20 protein-coding genes are annotated in these 22,247 nt (G+C 40.9%); 1 reads left to right on the forward strand and 19 read right to left on the reverse strand.

Going from position 1 to position 22,247, the window contains the following annotated elements; all coding sequences use genetic code 11:
* The 19 genes from IEV85_RS23500 to mnmE form a co-directional block, all read right to left on the reverse strand.
* Positions 1-338: efflux RND transporter permease subunit (locus tag IEV85_RS23500; RefSeq protein WP_188467721.1), on the reverse strand; the 338-nt coding region annotated here is incomplete at its 3' end.
* Positions 339-525: 187 nt separating this feature from the next.
* On the reverse strand, positions 526-855 hold the full coding sequence (locus tag IEV85_RS23505) for a DUF6660 family protein (protein ID WP_014022289.1): 330 nt from the start codon (positions 853-855) through the stop codon (positions 526-528).
* A gap of 45 nt (positions 856-900) precedes the next feature.
* Positions 901-1,311, reverse strand: coding sequence for a Fur family transcriptional regulator (locus tag IEV85_RS23510; protein ID WP_188467722.1), 411 nt, complete (start codon positions 1,309-1,311; stop codon positions 901-903).
* Positions 1,311-3,410, reverse strand: coding sequence for a Piwi domain-containing protein (locus IEV85_RS23515; RefSeq protein WP_188467723.1), 2,100 nt, complete (start codon positions 3,408-3,410; stop codon positions 1,311-1,313). The genes IEV85_RS23510 and IEV85_RS23515 overlap by 1 nt, the downstream gene beginning before the upstream one ends.
* A gap of 6 nt (positions 3,411-3,416) precedes the next feature.
* Positions 3,417-4,460, reverse strand: a complete 1,044-nt coding sequence (locus IEV85_RS23520) for a virulence RhuM family protein (RefSeq protein ID WP_188467724.1) — start codon at positions 4,458-4,460, stop codon at positions 3,417-3,419.
* Positions 4,460-7,798 (reverse strand): DEAD/DEAH box helicase family protein, encoded by a 3,339-nt coding sequence (locus IEV85_RS23525; RefSeq protein WP_188467725.1) that lies wholly within the window; start codon positions 7,796-7,798, stop codon positions 4,460-4,462. The genes IEV85_RS23520 and IEV85_RS23525 overlap by 1 nt, the downstream gene beginning before the upstream one ends.
* A 150-nt stretch (positions 7,799-7,948) precedes the next feature.
* On the reverse strand, positions 7,949-8,455 hold the full coding sequence (locus IEV85_RS23530; RefSeq protein ID WP_188467726.1) for a hypothetical protein: 507 nt from the start codon (positions 8,453-8,455) through the stop codon (positions 7,949-7,951).
* 3 nt (positions 8,456-8,458) lie between these two features.
* Positions 8,459-9,127 (reverse strand): DUF3800 domain-containing protein, encoded by a 669-nt coding sequence (locus IEV85_RS23535; protein WP_188467727.1) that lies wholly within the window; start codon positions 9,125-9,127, stop codon positions 8,459-8,461.
* On the reverse strand, positions 9,120-10,451 hold the full coding sequence (locus IEV85_RS23540; protein ID WP_229712711.1) for a restriction endonuclease subunit S: 1,332 nt from the start codon (positions 10,449-10,451) through the stop codon (positions 9,120-9,122). The genes IEV85_RS23535 and IEV85_RS23540 overlap by 8 nt, the downstream gene beginning before the upstream one ends.
* The gene (locus tag IEV85_RS23545; RefSeq protein ID WP_229712712.1) at positions 10,448-12,397 is read right to left on the reverse strand and encodes an HsdM family class I SAM-dependent methyltransferase; all 1,950 of its coding nucleotides are present in this window, start codon (positions 12,395-12,397) and stop codon (positions 10,448-10,450) included. The genes IEV85_RS23540 and IEV85_RS23545 overlap by 4 nt, the downstream gene beginning before the upstream one ends.
* Positions 12,398-12,506: 109 nt before the next feature.
* Positions 12,507-12,797, reverse strand: coding sequence for a helix-turn-helix domain-containing protein (locus IEV85_RS23550; RefSeq protein ID WP_188467730.1), 291 nt, complete (start codon positions 12,795-12,797; stop codon positions 12,507-12,509).
* Between the two features lie 119 nt (positions 12,798-12,916).
* Entirely contained in the window at positions 12,917-14,809 is a 1,893-nt protein-coding gene (locus tag IEV85_RS23555; protein WP_188467731.1) for a DUF3987 domain-containing protein, read from the reverse strand.
* 92 nt (positions 14,810-14,901) lie between these two features.
* Positions 14,902-15,876 carry a BT4734/BF3469 family protein gene (locus tag IEV85_RS25000; RefSeq protein ID WP_229712713.1) on the reverse strand — a complete coding sequence of 325 codons (975 nt, stop codon included), beginning with the start codon at positions 15,874-15,876 and terminating at the stop codon, positions 14,902-14,904.
* A complete protein-coding gene (locus IEV85_RS23565) occupies positions 15,863-16,159 on the reverse strand; it encodes a helix-turn-helix domain-containing protein (protein WP_188467732.1) in 297 nt (98 codons plus the stop codon). Before IEV85_RS23565 ends, IEV85_RS25000 begins: the two co-directional genes overlap by 14 nt.
* Positions 16,156-16,455 carry a helix-turn-helix domain-containing protein gene (locus tag IEV85_RS23570; protein ID WP_073093951.1) on the reverse strand — a complete coding sequence of 100 codons (300 nt, stop codon included), beginning with the start codon at positions 16,453-16,455 and terminating at the stop codon, positions 16,156-16,158. Before IEV85_RS23570 ends, IEV85_RS23565 begins: the two co-directional genes overlap by 4 nt.
* 231 nt (positions 16,456-16,686) lie before the next feature.
* The gene (locus IEV85_RS23575) at positions 16,687-17,703 is read right to left on the reverse strand and encodes a DUF6617 family protein (protein ID WP_188467733.1); all 1,017 of its coding nucleotides are present in this window, start codon (positions 17,701-17,703) and stop codon (positions 16,687-16,689) included.
* On the reverse strand, positions 17,700-18,794 hold the full coding sequence (locus IEV85_RS23580) for a site-specific integrase (RefSeq protein WP_188467734.1): 1,095 nt from the start codon (positions 18,792-18,794) through the stop codon (positions 17,700-17,702). The genes IEV85_RS23575 and IEV85_RS23580 overlap by 4 nt, the downstream gene beginning before the upstream one ends.
* Complete coding sequence (locus tag IEV85_RS23585) at positions 18,791-19,144, reverse strand: helix-turn-helix domain-containing protein (RefSeq protein WP_188467735.1); 354 nt, start codon at positions 19,142-19,144, stop codon at positions 18,791-18,793. The genes IEV85_RS23580 and IEV85_RS23585 overlap by 4 nt, the downstream gene beginning before the upstream one ends.
* Before the next feature lie 242 nt (positions 19,145-19,386).
* On the reverse strand, positions 19,387-20,778 hold the full coding sequence (gene mnmE, locus IEV85_RS23590; protein ID WP_188467736.1) for a tRNA uridine-5-carboxymethylaminomethyl(34) synthesis GTPase MnmE: 1,392 nt from the start codon (positions 20,776-20,778) through the stop codon (positions 19,387-19,389).
* Between the two features lie 172 nt (positions 20,779-20,950).
* On the opposite strand from mnmE, the gene IEV85_RS23595 reads away from it, so the two are divergent.
* A complete protein-coding gene (locus tag IEV85_RS23595; protein ID WP_229712714.1) occupies positions 20,951-21,886 on the forward strand; it encodes an NADP-dependent oxidoreductase in 936 nt (311 codons plus the stop codon).
* The last annotated feature ends 361 nt before the right edge of the window (positions 21,887-22,247 follow it).

Genomic DNA, 22,247 nt, shown 5'->3' on the forward strand with positions numbered 1-22,247 from the left:
TTTTCCTGTACCAGTTGGCGGGGCAGATAGGTACCCATATCGTCTTCAAAAACAATGGTAACGACAGAGAGGCCGAACCTCGAAACAGAACGGATTTCATCTACTCCCGGCAGGTTGCCCATGGCCAACTCTACAGGGTAAGTAACAAACTGTTCGATATCCTCAGTGGCCAGGTTTTCTGATACAGTAATTACCTGCACTTGATTATTGGTAATGTCGGGTACAGAGCCCAGATTGACGGTGGACATGGAGTATATCCCGACCCCAATGAGCGCCAGCGTGAGCAGGCCAATAATAAGCTTGTTTTTTATTGAAAACGAAATTATTTGATTAATCATAGCTTTACTTTTATCAGGATCTCTTGATAAAGAAGTCCTGATGTTTATGACTTTTAAACATGTTGATTTGGAAATACAAGCCGTACTGTTCTATTGGACAGTAGGCGTAGTGGTGGTTATTGAATATAACACATGTGACTTGAAAATCACATGTGTTAATACCTTTGAATAAGTAAGCAATAACCTTTTAGGAAAACTTTGGGGGATGCCAAACGGCATTTATTAAATTAAAAGAAATACCATTGTTGTAGTTTCTGGGCAACTTATTATTATCCGCAAATACCAGATTGATAATTACCCTATTGTTTCCAAAAGAGATTGCATGTACATGACTACATTGACAACCACAGAGTGGGGGGCAATTTTCGTTATCCTGATTTCCGCTCTCCTGCTGACTAGATTCTGTATTTGAGTAGTTGTAAACACCATCATACGAGTTACTACGACAAGCTCCCTCAATAGGGACTGTGGAGAGCATCAGCGTAAACGTGGCGAATATCAAAGATAAATACTTCATTGGTCACAAATATAAAGAAGTGATAGTGCAACCCGATTGCAAAGGTTATTGGTTACACTTATCGCATAATCCTTTAATGACCATGTTAGCTTGTGCCATTTTAAAATTATTTGGTAGATTGACTAAAGGAATAGGGTGGTCTAAAAGGCAAAAAGTCATTTCACATGAAGTGCAATAGAAATGATAATGAAGGTCTTCTGGATCGCAATTGCAGCCTTCTACACATACAGCATACTTGGTCATCCCTGAGCCATCTTCGATGCTATGGATCACCTTATGATCTTCAAAAGTTTTTAGTGTGCGAAAAATTGAACTTCTGTCTGTTTGATCGAGACCAACTTCAATGTCTTTTAAAGACTGTGCTTTCTTTTGCTCTAATAGGTAGCGCAGTACTACTATCCTTACAGCAGTCGGCTTTACGTCCTTAATTTTAAATATTTCTTCTATTCTGTCCATTATAAAAACCAAAGGTTGTCTTTTCCAAATTCAGGTATTTCATTGCCATCAAAATGAGGGAGCATTTCTGCGACCATTTCAGGGTATTTGATGGTAACTGGTAAGTTCTGTTGTCTTACTGATTTCCAGTACATACGGCTGAACTGATACACTTGATCGATAAGCTCTTTGACTGTTTTGTAATCATCCACCAATTCAGGATTGGAGCAATTAATTTTGAGCTTTACCGGAAATGAAAAACCATCATTGAAATTGAACTCTGATGCGGAATACCTGGTATTATTGAAAAGCAAAAATCGATTGTAGCTCAATTTGATGAACGTACCGCTTACAGGCATCAAATCTTTCCAACCCATATCGAAGGCAACAATATCGGAGGATTCCGTTTTGTTGATTGCTACGATAAAGACGGGGATTTTCAGCTTTAATTCCTTCAATCCTTTTTCAATCGGCTCAACCTCATCTTTATTCATTTCCTTGTAGAAGTGGATGATTAAGCGACTGATTTCTGAATTTACGCTGACATAATCCTTAACTGCTCTGAGAATGGAACCTGCCAACTCTTTTGTCTGGTCTTTCTGAAAGCATTCAAAGCGATTAAATTTTCCTGTATTAGAGAAGCTAAAAGCACTGCCAATATATTGAACGTCAATATCAGTATGTTTGAAAGCACCTACACCTACTACAAGTTCGTTTTTTGGTTTGGTGTTTAATCTCCAAGGAATGCCATTGAGCTTTGCGAGAATCGCAATAGCGATATTCGGAAGGCTATAGTGGTACTTGTTGTTGGTAATGACCTTTTCGGGATCAATGACCTGAGAAGATACCCCCTTTTTTAGAAGTAGCTCTTTTAGCTTATAGTAAACCAATCGCTGAGATTTGACAGGTACATTCTTGCTTATTGGGCTTATGTATATTGCTAAATGCTGAATGTCCGGGTCAAAGTCTTTATCGTTGATTTGGTCGTAGAGTTCCGGCCAAGGATTCTCTCTGTTATTGAAATAGATTGCTAAGTTTTTGTCTGGATGATATGGTGTACTTATGAATTTGGTAAGGCCTTTGAATGTTGAGAAATCACCATTAAGGTAACGATGAATAGTAGCAGCCACTTCTCTATCATCTTCATGAAGAATGAAAAAGAAATGGATTTTTACTGCTGGACTAAGCGCAAATGGCCCGTGTTTAGATATTCCACTGAAAGGGACAACATGAAGATTTTGCTCACCAAAGATTAGTTTATTACTTGCCTTTTCTACTGAACCTATTCTTTTTTCATCTACCTCAATAAAGCCATTAGAAGTCAATGGAATAATTGCTTTGAACTCTGAAGTATTCAGGTATTGGCGGTAAAATTTATCTATTGCAGTTTTGAATTTTTTGTATTTGTTGGTTTTGTCGGGAGCCTCAGTGGACTGGTGCAGTGCATCACGGATTTCAAAATTCCATATCGGATAAACATGATCATACTGCCTTCTTGCCTCTTCTGGTAATTCATCATAGTGGTAAAGGCATCTATCAAAAACAACCCAATTGAAAGCTTTCTGAGGTACTTCTTCAAATAAGGACGATACAGGAGTTTTAAAAATCTTAGACTTGCCTTCAAATGTCACAAGTAATTCAAGTTCCTTTGATACGGTTTTGAATTGGACTCTCAGCGTAAATTTATCGAAGGTTTTATAAAGCCCTTCTTTGTCTTGGTCATCACTTTTTAGCCAAACTTCTGTATCCCTCACAAAATTAGGCTTTACCAAACAGCCTTTTGATTTGAAGTGGTTATGGATTAACGAGTTATAATACCTTTTTAGAATACGTGAGGAGAAAGCCGAATCAGAAACTTGAACAGATTTTTCAATTCCTTCTTCGGTAGCGATTTTCTCATAGGTTGGTGTAGTTTGCTTAGTGACTGGAATGAAACCTCCGATTTCTTGGCAAAACGATGTGTAGTAATGCTCCTGCTCTCCATACTTATCAATGACCTCATCAGGAACCAATGATTTATGGATTCGTGTGGTTCCTTCTTGCTCCTTCTCGGAAAAATAGAAGGTGAGCGATTCGCTCGGGTGATTGAATGTTAGTATGTTGAAACAGTGTTTAGGCATTTTACATCATTTTTTGTTTTTCCCCTTTTTAGTAATTCGCTTTACTTCCTTATCAAAGTCGGATTCAAAATTCTTGTCCTGAACTACTCTGAATTTATTATATTCCTTTTCAGCTAATTGCTTGGCAATAGTGGCTGAAATTTTACCTGCGTCTTTTAATACATTATACTCATTGAATTGAAGGAATGCATCTAAACGAGCTACCCAATCTGTCATTTTCATTGGAACTTGCCGTTCAGCTTGTAGCTCGGCAAAGTCCAGATACATGGTCACTATTCGGTTGAGGTCCCGGATCTCTTTTTCATTCAGGTAGTTTTTAGCTACCGAAACATCTGTTTTTAGGATTTTACCTTGGGGGGCATTTTTCCATGTAGTTAAACCCATAAAAGGTTTAGCTGCATTGGCTCTTTCTTTGATAATTTCGGCTGCTGTATGGCCAGTAATAGCCCAATGGAGTTTGTTTTGTACAGTTTTGTAAAAAATTTGTGTTATCTCAGCTTTGGGATCATAGTCTATGCTGCATTGCGCATAGATGTCGGTTATTTTCTGGTAGAAGCGTCTTTCACTGGCTCGTATCTCTCTGATACGTTCCAGTAATTCATCAAAGTAATCTTTGCCAAAGAGTGCAGAACCTTGCTTTAGGCGTTGGTCGTCCATAGCAAAGCCTTTGATAATGTATTCCCGCAATACTTTAGTAGCCCAGATACGGAACTGTGTACCCCGTTGCGATTTGACCCGATAGCCAACTGAAATAATGACGTCCAGATTGTAATACTTAACCGTATTTTCCTGTGTTTTACCTTCAATGGCTCCATGAGGACTGGTAGTTCGGAAATCCCGAACAACCACTTCTTCGTTTAATTCTCCCTCTTCAAATACATTTTTGATGTGCTCTGATATGGTGGACTTTGCTTTTTCAAACAACTCCTGCATACCCTTTTGGGTGAGCCATACTGTTTCATCATGCAGCAATACATCTACCTTTATATCTCCACTTTGGGAAACGTAGAGCAAAAATTCGCTTTGATTCGGTGTAAGACTGTTTTCCATTAATGCTTATTTTTTTCATAATCTGATTCCGGTTCTGCTGCCATTCCCAAGATTGGGTCGGTGGTCGAAGGCTTATACAGCGTTCGCTCGAAATCATCACATATTTGATTCATGTTGTCTTTCGTTTCACGAATGAAGAAATCGCCCAGGTCTTTGTTCTTAATGGTGAACTTGCGGTACAGTTTTGTGAAGTCTGAATAGATTTCATCCTGCGAAAAGGCAGAGCCATCATCATTGATTTTGGCAATTAAACGCTGACCTGTTTCATCCTGCTTAATAAACTCAAACAGGGAGGTTATTTTCTTCTCAAAGTCTGCGATTAGTTCGGCAATGGCTTCTTCTTCCTGATTGCGTTTTTCAATGACTTTAAGAATGTTGTATTTGTACTTGTTGGGCTGACCCGGATTAGTAGGACTTGGATTCTTGGGCTTGTTGCCTTTATCCTTTGGCTCTTTGGGTGCAACGATACCGATGCGGTTATCGAAATAGATTTCAACATCATCAATAATCTCAACCTGCTTGTTGATTTGATTATAGAGCATGTTGTATTTACGCCAAAAGTCCAGCAATAACTTCTCGCTATACTTAGGGTCTAAGTCGATGACAAACTCAATGAGGTTGAGGATTTTGAAATAGCCCAATACCTTTTCCTTGAGCTTTTTGGATTCGTCTTTTTGATTGCGTATGTATTCATCCAGTGCATCTTCAAGCGCTACAATACTGGAAATATCCGGGTTGGTTGTGTGATATTCCTTGAACTTTGGAAAATGGGTTTTGAATACGGAATGTGTGTTCAGCTCCTTATACAAGTCAGCCAACTTTTCTTCATCACCCAATGGATTAAAATCAGATACTACTACATTGCTGAAATGCTCAAAGGCTGCTTTGATATTTTTTACATTGACATTCTTGTAAGAGAAGTCAATAATCTTGCAGTCATTCTTGTACTTGGTGGTTCTGTTTACCCTTGATATGGTTTGAATAGCATTGATACCCCTGATTTCTTTATCCAAAAAGAGGGTATGCAATTTCGGTTCATCAAATCCTGTTTGCAGCTTATCAACTACGATGATTAAGCCGTTCTTTTTGATAGCGAAGTTTTGAAGGACTTTTTCTTCACTCAAACCACCATTTAGGCCGCTTGCGCTTCTGTGTTCTTGACTGTCTGAATAAACAATATAGATGGGTGCTTCCTCAAAACGTTCGTATTTCTTCTCTTTTACAAGCTCCGCATAATACTTATCAATAAATCCTTTGTATTTGATAGCTGCCGGGATGGATGAAACCGCCAACATTGCTTTGGCTGAACCTCTGATATTGTGGTAAACGGAACTTACCAAGCGTTCTACAATGAACTTGGATATGGCTTCAATACGCTGTGTATTGAGATAGATTTTCTTTTTACGAATGGCATATTTCTTTCCGTATTCATCTATACCCGTGTCGGTATCATCCGGTATTTCCTCAAAGCCGTAACCCAAATCACCTTCAAATCCTTCCAGTTCATTGTCGGGTATCTCGAAATACATCTTTGCCGAAACAGGCACTATGCCTTTGATAGGGTTCAGGATATAGCCGTCCTCAATAGCTTCCCGCATGGTGTAGCTATCGAACGGAATCCAGATTTTCTCTGATTCCGCATATTTATTGAACTCTCCGAATCGGGCTAAGGTGTGGTCACTTGGAGTTGCTGTAAAACCTACGATGAGGTTCTTTTTGGTTTGCTGCTGTTGATACTCTTTACTTTGGTCGAAGCTGCTTTGCAGCTCGTCAAATACGCTTATCATTTCTTCATGCTGCACACCGCTGTTGCTTCTGTGGATTTCATCAATCAGAAATGCAATTCTCATTTTGGATAGCTTCTTCACTACTGAAGCATCCAGAATATTATCTACCGAGGTGAACTTTTGCAGGTTGACAACTACTATGCGTTTGTCGCTGCTGAGGGCAGTGATGAAACTTTTCTTGTCGGTGGCTTCAATGAACATTCCCTTTTGAATATTCATGTTGTGCAGTTTGGAATCCAACTGGTCACGAAGCTGCAACCTGTCCACTACCAACATCACTTTGTCATAGACATACCCACCCTCTTTGCGAAGGTCTTTGAGTTGGAGTGCTGTCCAGCCAATGATGTTACTTTTCCCGAATCCTGCTGCGTACTGCATCAGGAGGGAATACACGGTTTTATTGTTTTGGTATTTCTGGCGTTTGGCAACCAGTTCTTTTATCTGTCCTTCGCCTATACCTTTGGCTCTTAATTCTGTTTCCAGTTTTTTGATGAAGTAGTCAGGTTCATCTTCATGCTCCAGAAACTCATTGATTTTGGCAAGGATTTTATCTGTACCGAATTTCTGCTTTGGTCTTGGACTTATCAGCCTACCATCATTATGCTTGTACTCTTTTGTTTTGCTGCCTTCCTTTTTGATAAGCTCACGTTCAATGAAGTTGTAGTAGAGGATTTCTTTCTCTACCATCTTCTTATCGTACAGGGCTTTGAAAACCTCTTCAAAGCGTTCTGTTTTAGAACCTTCACGGTTTTTGAGTGGGTAAGGCTTAAAATCCTTCAACACTTTCTTTTCGTACTGTTCAAAATCATAGCTGCCATTCAATACCGTGTTTTTGATTTCATCAAAGTGTTTTGAAATATTGCGGATGACATAGGTTTCGGCAATATCCGTAGAGGTAATATGAATGGCCTTCTCATAGATTTTCAGAAAGTCTTTTCGGATGGTTTGCGACAGGTCGTTTTTATCGGCAATGGTGAGGTATTCCTGAACGGCACTGAGGTAGTCTTTCACTACTTTCATTCGTCCGTTCTTCATGGAAGTCTGGTTGTTCCAATTGCTTTTGAGTTCGCTATATCCTAAGAAGATACCATTGAGGAAAAAGGACAAATCAGGACGGAAAGAGAAATACTGCTTGCCTTCATACTTGAAAGAATACGGAAGCTCCTGAACTACCGAAAAGATATTCTGCTCAAACAACTTGTCTTCCTCAAACTCGCTACCGCTTGGATAGAACAAATGCAGCTTAACGCCTTCAAAGGTTACTGACTTATTGGTATTGATGAAAACAGCCATGTTCATGGATGATTTTATCTTCTCGTCCAGGAACAGTGTAAAAGCGTTTAGGAGGTCTTTTTCGCTCGGGAACTTCTTGAGCAATTTTTTGTAGTTGCCCTTATTCAGTTCGGTTTCTGAAATGAAATGCTTCAAATCCTCAATAATGAAGAATTGAGGTGAAACGGTGTTTGCCTTGGCTTCCTTGTAGCGAAGGCCATCAGGCCGCTCGCAAAGGAAGTTAATGAGGTATTTATCTTGTAAGTCTAACTCTTTCATACTACTTGCGTTGTGTGGGAGGGTGCATGAAAATGAACCTTAGGCTTGGAAAATCCGTTTTCATTGCATACATTTGCAGCGAGTTCATCTTTCATTCGAAAGAAGGAAATCGGAAAACGCAAGCCAAGAAGCTCTGCGTTTTTTGCTTTTTTAGTGTATCTCATTCAGCCTCCTCTTATATTTTTTCAAAATTTTATCCCTTTGTGAATCCTTCCCCTGCAAATGGTAGGCAGTAAGGAGGAAATAGACGTTTTGGGCAGGTTTTGGTTCTAAAACCACCACGTATTTTTCCGGTATGTCATAGATATAAGTCCTGATTCCTTCCGGCTCTTTTACAGAAAAATGGAGCATATCTTCCTGCTTGCGGCAGTCTATATGAAAACGTACCCAATGAAGCCGTAGGCTTCTATGTATGTCAAATTCCCTTGCCCGTGTTGCCTTGTCCACTATCACGGTAGTGAGGTGGGTGAACAAGGTGGCCATTTCTATTGCCCCATCCTGAGGAGTAGGGGTAATTTGAATATTGCGAAACCGCAGGTTGGGATTGTTGGTAAAGTCACGGTCGAAAATGCCCATGAGCGACTGCCTCCTCTGGTGTTCATTGAACCCTGCCAGTTCCAATAATTGATTGTATGTCTTTAACAGATTAAATGGCATGGCTTACTGTAATTCTATAAAAAACAGGTTCAACTTCTCGGAATAATTGGTCTTCATCAGGCTGTCGCCTGAGTGTTGCTGTATTTTCCTGATAATATGGGCTTTGGCCTGATTCTCCTTCGCTTCATTATTGTGCTGGTAGCTGATAGCACCCATCATAAAGTCTGTCAGTTGCATCAACAAGCTCTCATGTGAGCGGATATTTTGCACATTCCTGAATACGCCAAATTTGGTGTTCAGAATGTCTTTCAGCTTATTCACCTTGTAGGCACTCAGCGTATCTTTTATGTCCAGGTACACATTGTAATTGTAAAGGCTATTCAGGTTGTGGTTCAAGAGGTAGTAATACATCTTGTAGTAGAAATCATCATACGAACACCCGAAGGCTTCATTGTTGATTTTGCTTTTGTCCACACCTACGGTTCTGAACTTCAGGTCTGTGGCAAAGAAGTACTCTACCAGTTCCATGTAGAAATGAAACTTTGACTTGGAAACATTAGTCCATTTTATCTCACCGTAAAAATGGTGCTTGGCCTTTAGCTCTTTGATGTTTTCAGTATGTAGCTTTACCTGATTGTAAGCCGCACTGATAGAACCCAAAAACATATAGGGCTTGTGGTCATGCTCTATATGGCAACTCTCGTCACAATATATGTTGAACGTTTTACTCATGGCTTACCTTGATTTTACCAGTAACCACATCATTGATGAGCGTTTTGCGAAGCTCTTTGAGGGTGGTTATCTGGGTTTGAATGTTTGCAATGATTTTGGCGATGGTGTCGAGTTTGGCATCCAAGAATTTTACGATTTCATCCTGAGCAGAAAGCGTATCAGGGATGTACACCAAAAAGTCGTTGACCTTCTCCATTTTCAAATTGATGCGGGTAAAACCTTTGCCCTCCACAATTAGCAACTGTCTGTAATAGTCTGAAAGCATCAGGTAGTTCAGGAAGTAGGGGTTGGTTTTACGAGGGTTTACCCGATAGCCTTTGCAAAAGCTATTGAGATAGGTTTCTTCTATGTCTTCCGCTAAGGCGGCTGATTTGCCAATATCTTCATATCCCTCTGAACTCATCAGGAAGAAAATATCTCCCTTTCTTACCCGATTCTGTTTCTCACCTTCATTGACTACTACCGTACCCAAATGATCCCGCTTCAAATAGGTATTGTTTGCAATGTTTGTGAATGGAATAAAGCCTTTGTTATCCGGGTTATCGTCTTGGTTAAAATCATCACCGCTTTTACCTGAAAGACCGCTGTACAAAGAACCCAAATCTTTAAGACGGTATCTGAGCCAATTTTTGGGAGTTTTAAAACCAAGCTCGCTGGTTTGTAACTCTACATTTTTATCAATACCCTGTGTAACTGATTCATTGATAAGGTTTTTTCTCAACTCCTGATGGTAGCCTATTTTCTTTTCCAATAGGTTTACTTTCTTATCAATGGCTTGGGTTTTGGTGTCGAGGTATTCAGCAATGGCGGTTTGTTCTTTAAAGTCAGGAAGAATTACTGGAAGATTACTTAAAGTGTTTTGGCTCAATGAAGCTCTTGTAACCAGATTTATCTCTCTGCTAAGAAATTGTCTATTAACATCTGCCTTGAAAAAATACTTTGAGTATTCTTTTTTGATCAGCCTTTTGTTAGGGCGCAATCTTATTACGAATCCAGAAAATATAGCATTTGGGATTGTTGTTTGCGCAGTTGCTGAGATGCCTATTTCATCGATTGTTTCTGATGTTCTTGTAAAGAAAACATCTCCTTCCTGTACTGAGTATTGCTTTTGATCTTCTGTGGTCGAATTTGCTAAGGTTTTAATTTCATCAAGCTGAATGCTGTCGTTATAAACATTACCGTAACTAACGAAGGGAAATCCTTCACCGAAATAGTCCTTTCCTTTGCTAATCCCATTTTGCAAAGTCCCAAGATCTTTTAGTCTGACAGTAATTCGGTCTTTATTATCTTGGCTTAAATCCCTATTACTTAACATATCATTCATAGAGTTAAATCTGTTTCCAAGTTTGCCAATTCATCTTCTAAAGACTTCAAATCAATACTGATAGCTGAAACTTCCCGTAGCTTCTCAGGTGTGTAGAACACCTTATTAAAGTTGATTTCTACCCCAATCACATTATCCACGTATTCAAAAGGCTTAGTGACATACTTTGCCATGAAATCGGCAATCCATTGCTGGTTTTCGGTTTCATCTGGTGAGTAGGGGATAATTTCGTAATCCTTTTGCAGGTCTTTGGTCAGCTCTACCGTAATGGCTATGCAAGCCCCTTTGGTTTTGGTGGGTTTCTTGTAAGCTGCTTTGATAACGATTTTACCACAACCCAATTCGGTTTGTTTGCCTCCTTTTTCCTCTATGATGGTTTCTTTATCTTCATCATACCAGTAGGTTGCTTTCTTGGTCACTACTTTGAGTTGCTGCTCCTTGTAGTCCAGGGCTGCTATGTTGGGTTTTACCTCCTCATTGAACCTTACTTCTAATGACTTGTATTTGGCTTTATCAAAGTCGGTGATTTCAAAATTGTCGATGGTGGTAGTACCTGCATCATCCTTTACGGTAATCTTTACCGGACTGAGTTTGATGGATTTTTCTTCTACCATTTCACCCGCTCGGTTTTCCTTCATGGGCATTTCAAGGAACTTGCCGTTTACATCCACATTGGTAAGCATAATGCTTTGGCGGTTGTAATAGAAATGCCATTTGTCAAACACCTTGCAAAAGGCATTGTCCTGAAACTCGGTGAAGGCTTTTACAATCTCAGCTCTGTTATCAGGGTTCATCTGCTTGCGCTTCTTACCCTTACTTTTTTTGAGCGGTTCGTATAGCTCACTGGCATTGATGAGGATTACTTTGTCTTTGCGGTCGGCTGGCTTGTTCTTGTTGAATACCCATAAGTAGGTGTAAATGCCCGTGTTGAAAAATTCATCCGTTGGCATTTGAATGATGGCTTCCACCCAATCATTGTCAAAGAAATGTTTACGGATGGTGCTTTCACCGCTTCCCGCATCACCACTAAACAATGTAGAGCCATTGTGAACGACTACTGAAAGGCCGTCATTGGCTAATTGATACAAAATGTGCTGCGTGAAAAGGAACTGCCCGTCTGAAATAGAAGGCAGGGCTACAAATCGTTCGGTAGTATCGTTTTGAATGTCCTTTTGGTAGCCTTTCCAATCCACACCGTAAGGTGGGTTGGCTACCACTATATCAAAGCGTTTCTCGATGAAAGAAATATTGGTGAGGGTATTGCCGTATTTGATTTCAGAATCAGCCCTGAAACGGCTTTCAATCTTAGCCAAAGCGTAAAGGCTATCGCTCCAGTCTTCACCGAATGTTTTGGTAGGGCGTTTGAATTTCTCTTTGATTTTATCCTCTACGCCAAAAAGTAAGTTTCCACCTCCACAGGTAGGGTCATAGATGGTGAGGAACTTGCCATTGTCTTCAATTTTGGAGGCAATGAGTTCGGAAATCAATGAAATGATGTCGTCAGGGGTGTACTGTTCCCCTGCGGTTTCTGCTGAAATATCCGCCCACTTACGTTTGATGTGTTCTTCAAGGGTGGTGATTTCAGAGTTGTTGAATGGGGTAAGGTCAATTTCACTCCAAGCCTTGAGCGTTTCAAACAAGATGCGCTTCTTTTTTAGCTGACCGCTTACGCCTGAAATGTCGAGGAACTTTTCTTCCTCTGTGCCTTTGTCAACCCCTAACAAATACTTGGTTTCCGGGTCGAATGATTTCAGATAGGCATGGAAGTCAATATCAAAGGTCTTGTCATTCTTGCAAATGTCTTTGAGTGTTTTACCCTTGCGGATCAGGTAGTCATTATATCCCAATCCTTCGAGCTGGAACATCTCTACAAAATCATCAATATTGTCTTTGCCTATTTCTTCTTCCAATCGGGCGGCTTCCCGAATCAATCTACTTTCGACCATAAGCAGGGCGAAATAGGGCATCATGTATTTGGGGAAATCACTCTGTTTGATTCCAGCACCAATCAATAAATCGGCTGTGCGCCAAACGTCTGATTCGTATTTGAGGATATTAATGCTCATCTTTCTTTATCTCTTTTAATGCGGTTTTTAATGCTTCACTTGCCTGTGGCTCGTCTTTGACTAAATCTATTATCTGGTCTGCCAGCCAAATCCTGAGCAAATCAGATAAGTTGGCATGAAGCAAAGAAGCTAACAACTCTACCTGTTCCCGTTTTGCTTTCCGTTCACCACGTTCAATTTTACTGAACATGGGGGTGTCTATTTCAAGACTGGCGGCTAACTGCCGTTGCAAAAGCCCCTGGCTTTCTCGCAGCTCTCTTATCCTTTCACCAAAGTGCATGACCTGTTAATTTATGACTTGTCAAATTTAGGACAATATAGGAAAAGAAAAGAAAGAAAAAAGAGGTTGGACTGTTTTTTTAAGATTCAGGATTTTAAGGAAATGGAGGATGCCAAGGATTATAAGTCCTCAGCATCCTTAGAATCCTGAACATCCTCAAGTGAGGTATTGATGTAATTGTCCTGAGATTCACGGTGAACCAATCCCGATTTGGCAAAAGCGGTGATGTAGCCTTCGGCTGTCTTTGCCGGAATACTCAGGGTATTGGCTACTTCGAGATACTTCTGTCGATTGAATGTATGTGGCAAGGCATACAGAAACTTCTCCTTCTTATTCATTCTACTTGGCTTGGGTTCTTCTTGTGGAAGTTCTCCAAACACTTTGCTTGAATGCTTCACCAGTACTTTGACCATTGAAAGCGAAGCTTGAAAATCCCTTTCTTCACAAATCAGCTTCTTGGAAGTGTCACCTGTTTGACAGCTATTGGATAATATTTCTCCAGTGGTGCTGTCGAATGCGCCAATATTTTTATCATATTTAATGTGGCGCATTTCCATGATCCGCAAAGCGGAGAATATCATGGAGATTCGGTAAGCAATCAAACCTAACCTCCTGATAGTGGCCATGTAGTCCAACCCTTGAAGGTTCATGTATTTCTCCTGTATCTGGCCGAAGAAATGGTTGAATTGTTCCTGCTGGTCTGCCGTAAGGTAGAACTGACGAGCTTCATCCTGCATGATGAATTTGTAGAGTTCATAGAACTCATTGCCCAGGGCTTCAAAATAATCGTCTAATCCGTTATCCGTTTGGCTGGCAAAGACATTTTTCCATACCAGGCGAACGTTCATGAAATAGAAGATGAAACGGCTGAATAAGCCGTTTTCAGCGTTGGGTATCAATGCCGAAACTTGTTTTGGCGTTCCTGAAAGGACGGTAGAAAGACAAGGGCTTTCTATGTCCACAAACTCACGGTCGGTTCTGCGATAGTAGGAAATGGTTTCATGGTGAAAGGCTTTTCTAAAGCCATCACTGTAATTACCATAATCACTCTTGAAGGCATGTGCTAAGGTATCTCCTTCGGTCTCGAATATCAGCCCTCTGCCATCACTATCGCCCAAAAGCTGATAAGCTCCCGTTGAACTGTTGTTGGCTGGAATGAACAGCATTTTTTCAGGTGGTTTTGCTGGCTTCTCGATACCGTCTTCCTTTCCCTTCTTGGAGTTGTATTCTGCCATTTCCAATTCATAGTGCTGTTTGTGGAGTTTGGCTTGTTCCCTCAACTCTTTATGAATGGGATTAACCAACTGGCGGCAATGCACTAAGCGGCCTTTACCTGCGGATGCCTGGGCGGTTATGAATAGGAATAGATTGGCGAATACTCTTTTGCCATCATAGATGCCCGAAACTTTGGGCAAACATGCGCTGATAGCTCCGAGGGAACCGAGGAGTAGAATATCCCTTTCCTCGTTGGAAGTGGCAACCGCCACAACCTTTTGCAGAAATTCAGGAAGTTCAGGAAACAAGGAATCGGGAAATGTTGGCATTTGATAGCTATCCTCTGTTTGTTTTTCAACGGTGCTATCGAATGCGCCAAATTCTTTATTTGAATTATGGTGGCGCATTTCTTCCGGCTCCTTTCGTGGAGGTGCAATATCAATCCCTGCATCTTTGGCGAGGTAGAAAAAGGTCTTTAGTGAAACGCCATGACCTTTTGATTTCAGGCAATTGTCAAATTGCTTGTCGCACTCAGTAGTGGAGTAATCGGGATAGAACTGGCTCACCCTATGAAATAGGTTTCTGCCGTTCTCACCAAACTCATCTGCAAAGGCAAAACCGATATTTACCCAATCGCTGTACGTGGAGGTAATATCTGTTCCGTTGGCCTCAATGCTTTGGATGATACGTTCTACTTCGTCTGGTTGAGAATCTGTATTGAAAGTTTGTTGCTCTGTAACTTTCGGTTGCGGGGTTGGCTGATTAAGCCAATCCTGCGGATTGAATGTTTTTCTCATGTCACTTTTATTTTTTATGGCATTCGAGAACCCAAATCACTTTTATTGAATTGCTTCGCATTAAGGGTGTGATTTAGGTTTCTTTCCATGTTCTACAAGTATTTAGGATTGATGAATATTTCTGAATCATGCGGAAGGAAACAGGCTCTTGAAATGTCCTTCCCTGATTGGTCTATTTCAAGTTGGTAGGTGTGGGAAACGTAGTTTGCCACTGCCTTGAAATAGTCCTGGTGTTTTGCCTGCGTCAAGTCGATTGGAATTACCCATTTGAGGCCATCACCTGAAGGAGATACAAACAGTAGCTCCGTTTCAAAGTAATGGTCGTTGAGTAGTGCTGCCTTGAGTGTAGGAATGTCCTGAATGTGGTCAAAATCGATTGTGAGCAAACCTGAATGTCTTTGAAGGTTTGCATCATTTCTCTTAGTGAAAGTGCCTGAGAAGGTCACGTAATCGAAATTTTGGGCCTTGTACTTTCGGGCTTCCTTCGGGTCGGGAATGTTGCGAAGTGTACTTGTACACGAAGCAAATTCATTGCCTTTGATAAGGTTGTACACCTCAACCAAGGAGGCTTGCCGACTTGGTGTTACGTTGGTGACAGGCTTATTGAAATAGCTGAAAACTGGCGCAGCCGGTTTAACTATTTCAGGAAGAGCAACCGCAGGTTGCGATTCTGCCTGAGCGTAAAAACCGTGTTGCTTACCGATACGCAAATGCAGTTCTTCATTCAGCTTATCGAGAAGGGCTTGCCCTTCGAGGCTGAAATGCAGTGCTGCAAAATCAAAGACATTGCCTTGTGCAATGGCTTCTTCTGAATCGGTGTGGATGGCACAACCGTCAACAACCTTTACCAACAATGTAGGCTTGTCCGCATTGAATGGGTTCTTCGCAGGTTTGCAGTCCCTTCCCGAAAGGGAAAGGACTGTTTGAGCACCATCTGAATTGTTTTTATTAGGTGTGCTCGAATCGCTTTTGGCGATTTCACCAGGATAGTACTGGCGCAGCACATAGGCGTAAATATTCAAGCCGTAGTGCGTTTTGTCGAGAATGGCTTTTCTACTTACCTCCATAGTGCTTTGATTTTGAAGGTGAGTAATTGGATTCCAGCAAGGCATCTATATCAGAAACCTTGTAGTAGAACTTGCCATTGATTCGGCTGTAGGGAAGAACCCCACTATCCCGAAGGGATTGGAGGGTTCTTTTGCTGATGTGAAGCGTTTGCATCACTACCTGTCCATCAATCCACTCTTCGCTGAATTGCTCCAAACGTGATTTGTGGAAGTTAAGGAGGTAAGCTTTGATTGTTTTTATGTCTTGAGTTAGCGTCAAGATCATATCCATTATCTCGTTCATAGCTTCACCCTCCCTTTCTTGATTAGGTAATCCGCTGCCCTTTGGTCTATTTCTTCCTGAGTGGAATTGCGGTTGCGTAGCAACCAGCTTTCCAACTCGCTTCTTTTGAAATAGAGCTTCTTTCCATTGGGCTTGTAGTGCGGAATGCTCCCTGCGCTTGTCAACTTGTACAAGTGAGATTGGGAAAGCTCCAGATACTGGCAAGCCTCATTGAAGTTTAAAACTTCCTTTGTGTAAATCCCCTGGCTCTCAATTAGGCGTTGGAGATTTTCAAGACGTTCAATTATTTCGTCCATGACTTAATCAATTATGAATTAGGAAATGGACATCTGGCCAAATGTCATCTTCGATTGTCGAAGACAGGGCTAAATTAGAATGGCTAACAGGGCGTTATGAGTGCAGAATGGCGGGGGGAGTGTCGAGTGTCGAGTGTCGAGTGGGCTGAAAAAAAGAATAGCCCACTTTTTTTGAAAAAGAGGGCTAAACAAAAACAGAAAAAAGATAATAGGAGTAAAGTGTCGAGCGGCTTATTTCAGCAATGAAATAGCGGATTCCAATAAATGGCCTGTTGACTTGGGAGCTTGATTTTTCCTAAGACCTTCATGTTCGAAGAATGATCCATCAGATTTAATAAAGCATTTGCAAGCAACTTTCCATTGGTTTTGCTTTAGGTCTGCAACCAATTTGTGTTTAGTGTAAAGCAATTTGACGAAGTAATAGAACTCACTTACGTTGCCTGTCCAGACAATAGGAGTTTTGATTTTCTCTCCTGAGAAAATCTTTCTGAAACTGGATAGCTGAGTTTCTTTGCTAATGAAATTGTTCTTTTTTAGGCTATCACATAAATCAGTTAGCTTGTCTGGACTTGTGCTGAATTGCTTGTAGGTAAATGAATGAAATGAAATTACCGTTGGTGGAGGTGCTTGTTTCCTGGCTGGTTTCTCAGTTGCTTCAATCTCGATAGTTTGAATTTCAGTCAAGAATTGTTCATTCGGTACTGGTTCAAGTAGTAGCTGGGTGAAAAAGTCCTCTATCGCCAACTTATCATCAATCCAAGTGCTGAAAGCATCTTGGATTTCAAGGTAAAGCTGCATGTATGCAAGCTTTAGCAATTGGATGATATAGGTGTTGGCTTTGTGTGCCTGGTCAAACTCAATGGATGCCTTCTTGGGATCTATGAATGTCAAATCAAATTCCTTCTCTTTAATCAGCTTTCCAATGTCTTTTAAACGGGTCTTTAAACGCTTGTTCAACGTATCATCCAGCCAATAGCGGATGAGGTTTTCAGTATCATCTTCACTGATGAGGTTGTAGAGCCTTTCAACGTCCGTTTTGAGGGTGTTTAGAATCAGCTTTGAGTAGTACTTGGTTTTGTTGTCAAATGGCCTTTCAAATTTGATTTCATACCGGAATTGATAATCAGTGGAGGCTTCTTTCAGGGCACGGAACTTTGGAGCAAACTTTTCGTCCACGCTGTTTTTCTCTGACCAAGGGCGAAGCCCCTGGTAGAGAATATCGTCAAATATTTTGGTTTGATTGCTCATAGGTCAAGTTTGATTTTACTGGCCGCCTCTTTCTTCTTGTCGTCTATGATTTTCGCATAGACTTGGGTTGTTTTCAATTCCCTATGGCCTAAGAGCTTTGAAACCGTGTAGATATCGGTTCCCATTGTAAGTTGCAATGTTGCGTAGGTATGACGGGCGCAATGGAAAGTGATTGTTTTGGATATTCCTGCTTTCATCATCCATTGCTGCAATTTGAGGTTGTGCCAAGCTGAGTATTTCAATCCTTTGAATACTCGCTCGTCTTTATCTTCTCGCTCACCGAGCAAGCCAAAGGCTTGTTCTGATATGGGGAGGGTTTCTGCTCCTTTGGTTTTCTTCTGTCTAAATCGGATGTAGTAGCCCATTTCATTTGAATGCTGTACCTCTGACCAAACGAGCTTGTTTATATCTGACCAGCGAAGCCCTGTAAGGCATGAAAAAATGAATGCCGTTTTCAGGATAGGGATTTCGCAATCTGCCTTTACTGCGGATTGTAATTCTTCCAGTGTCAAAAACTCTCTTTCCGGTTCTCCTTGCTTGAAAGCTTCTACACCTTCAGAAGGATTGGTTGGAATGATGCCGTCTTTTACGGCTTGTTTTAGGGCTGCTCTGAGCTTGTTGAAATAGGAGTACTTGGAGTTTTGGGATAGCTTCTGATTTCCGTGGGCTATGGCCTTCTTATCAAGGTACTGTTTGAAGTCCTGGACAAATTGCCTGTCCACTTCCGTGAAAGATAAATCATAGGTGCAAAAGGCTTTCAGGTGCTTAATCATGCTGGTCCAATTGCCATGATTGCCGGGGCTGTCATCCCTTTGCTGTGCAAGCAATTCAATGTAGGAAAGGAAGCTGCCTTTTTGCTTCTCCTGATCACGAAAGCCATAAACACCGTTTTGGATTTCGATTTGTCTTTGCGCCCGGATGGTTTCGGCTAATTGCATGGTCTTTTTGTTCACCTCTTTTTCCTCCTTGGTCTTTGCATTGGGGTCGAGGTACAATTTTAGGTATTCGGTTTTCCTCTTTCCCTTGTGGTAATAGTCGAGGTATAAGCTGGTCTGTCCGCCCTGGTTGCGTTGTCTTAGTGTTACCTTCATATCTGAAACAGTTTATCGATTTCGGTTCTCTTGATGATTGTGCGACTGCCAATCTTTGCCGCTCGGATGTTTCCGGCTTTTATCTGCCGATAGATTGTCATGCGGCTTGCACCTAAGAGCTTGCAGGTTTCCTCTACACTGAGAAAATCTTTGTCCTTCAACTGTTCCTGATTGTATTCAATTCTCTGTACCACGATAGGGGCGACCTCCTCAACCTTTTCTTCTCGCTTACGCTTCTTGTAGTTTCGGGAGGCGCACTTGTGGCTGCAAAATTTGGTTACGGTAGTCTTTGCGATGAAAGACTTTCGGCAGTCCTGACAAATCTTTGGAACTTCTATACTGCTGCTCATGGTGTTTTCCTTTTTGGCTTAAAAATGTCTCAGAGAATATCCCTTTGTATCGGGGTGTATCTCTATGTAACATGATTTCGCCTGTTGCTAAAAATCTTGTTGCTACCAACAAACTTGTTGTTGTTAGTAACAGATTAGAAACAAATATAAGCAAAAAATAGGAAAATTAGCAACAAGTAAAGAAAGTAAAAACCACCTAAAAGCAAGAAAAAGAAGGGTTTAGAGTATCAAAGGAAATGAAATTACTTCCCGATACAAAACTTACTAAAGATATTAGCCAACAGATCATCTGTAGTGATTTCCCCGGTAATTTCGCCTAAGTAATGTAATGCCTGGCGGATGTCCATCGCCAGAAAATCACCTGTTATATCGCTATCCAGACCTTGCATCACTGCAATTAAAGCATTCTGCGTCTGAATCAGGTTATCGTAATGCCTGATATTGGTTACCACCGTATCTCCGGTTTTAAAGTTGTCCAGATTCACTGTTTCAACCAGCTTATTTTTGAGGGCTTCTAAATTCTCTTTGTTAATGGCAGAAATAAAAAGAACATCATTATCCTTCTTGAGCGGCTCATAAAGCTCGGGCTGTGCTTCATCTACCTTATTGCCCACTTTTATGAAGGGCACTCCTAAATTTTCCAACATATTAATGTCGCGGTGGATCTCCACCAGAGAATCATTCTTCATGTCAAATAGATAAATGATAAGCGAAGCCTGCTTCATCTTTTCACGCGTTCTGGATACACCTATGGCTTCTACTTTATCCTCTGTTTCCCGCAAACCTGCTGTATCAATAAAGCGGAATACTACTCCTTCCAGGTTAATTTCATCCTCAATAAAATCACGCGTGGTACCTGCTATGTCCGACACAATAGCTTTTTCCTCATTGAGTAGGGCATTCAACAAAGTAGATTTACCTGCATTAGGCTTTCCTGCTATTACTGTTGGAACACCATTTTTAATCACGTTCCCCAGATCAAAACTATTGGCGAGTAATGTGATCACCGAAAGAAGCTTTGCTACCAGGTCCTTCAAATCCTGCCTGTCAGCAAACTCTACATCTTCCTCTCCAAAGTCAAGCTCCAGCTCAATCATGGAGGCAAAATGTATTAACTCTTGCCTTAACTGCTTTATTTGATCGGAAAATCCACCTCTCATCTGGTTGAGAGCTGCTCTGTGGGCAGCTTCTGTATCGGCATTAATCAGGTCAGCTACTGCTTCCGCTTGCGCCAAATCAAATTTGCCATTTAAAAATGCTCTCTGTGTAAATTCGCCCGGCTTAGCCAACCGCACGCCCTTCTTCAAAAAGAGTTTAATAATTTGCTGCACAATGAAAGGGGAGCCGTGGCAACTGATTTCCACCACATTTTCCTTGGTAAAAGACCTTGGCGCTATAAATAGTGTTACTAAAACCTCATCTATAATTCTTCCCTGCTTTCCATCCTCGCTATCATCTTCCCTTATTGTACCAAAATGTGCAGTATGACTCTTCTGAACATTTAGATTTTTTCCATGGAAAACGCCATTTACTATTCTGATAGACTCCGTACCTGAAAGACGAATAACAGCGATGGCGCCCACACCCGGGGCGGTGGAAAGTGCAATAATGGTTTCTTGATTGGGTATTTGCATGGCGCAAATTTCAGAATTTTAAAACGATAAATAAAATTAAATTGCCGCTATCAGTGAGGTAAAAAAAATGACTGAAGAGCTTGCAGGGTTTATGGCACTATTAGAAACAGTTGCTAATGTGAGTCGTTGCTTTAGTAAGAGTTAAGATTTTAAATGCATAATTATATAAAAAATGAAAGCAGCAATTTTAGAAGAATTCAACGGAAAGCTCACTATAAAAGACATTGATAAACCCGAAGTAGCTGAAGGGAAAGTACTGGTAAGAGTAAAATCGGCAGGTATCAATCCTGTAGATCAGAAACTTTCTGAGGGGTATATGAAGGATAACCTGCCTCACGAATTCCCAATTATATTGGGATGGGATTTAGCAGGAGTGGTAGAAGAATGCGGCCATGGAGCTGCCAGGTTTAGAAAAGGTGAGGAAGTGTATGCCTATGCCAGAAGGCCTGTTTTAAAAGAAGGAACCTTTGCTGAATACATCTCCATACCTGAAAGTTACCTAGCAAAAAAGCCGATTAACATCAGTTTTGAAGAAGCAGGAGCCATCCCTCTGGCAGGCTTAACAGCTTATCAGTGCATTTTTGATGCTGCCAGGCTAAAAGCAGATGAAACAATTTTGATATTAGGAGCTTCCGGAGGAGTAGGTACATTTGCCGTACAGCTGGCAAAATACCATGGCAGCAAAGTGATTGCTGTAGCCAGTGAAAGCAATCATCAGTACCTAAAGGATTTGGGAGCAGACCATTGTATCGATTACAAGAAAGAAAATGTGCCGCAAGAGGTGAAAAAACTGGAAAAAGAAGGTGTAGCTGTTGTATTGGATGCAGTAGGGGGTGACACTACTAAAATGGGTGCAGAATGCTTGAATAAAGACGGTAGATTGGTTTCTATCGCCAGCCAGGGTGAGGGATTGCCTGAAGAAACGGATTTTAGATTTGTTTTTGTGCAACCCAACGCCAGGGAATTGGAGCATATTAAAGAATTAGTGGAAGCCGGTTCTTTAAAAGTTCATGTAGAGAAAAAATATGATTTACAGGATATTAATGAAGCTTTTGAACAAATTGCCTCAGGCCATACTAAAGGCAAGGTAGTAGTATCAATGGGATAAATCATTTGCAATCTAAAGCCATTAATCAACATTCTTTCATACCGGCAAACTAAAGCTTATATTTCTATAACCTTTAGTTTGCCGGTATCTCCTTTAAAAACACTGAGATTGCTTCAATTAGATCATGCTGATGGCTCGGGAGTGAGATCACATCTTAACGACATATTAGCGTATTAAAGCCATTTTCAAATAAATCCAAAGCAGAGTACTATTGCGAAAGCAATGGTCTTTTTCTTAAAAAAGAAGGTGCATTTTATCCATTTTTGAAAAATGGTATTGCTTGAGGCATTTGCCCCCTTTCTGGAAAACCAAAATACACCCTGATTCAGAAAAAGTAAACAAGGAAATGTATTAACAGAGA

Origin of the sequence: Marivirga lumbricoides, assembly GCF_014636295.1 — a bacterium.
GTDB lineage: Bacteria > Bacteroidota > Bacteroidia > Cytophagales > Cyclobacteriaceae > Marivirga > Marivirga lumbricoides.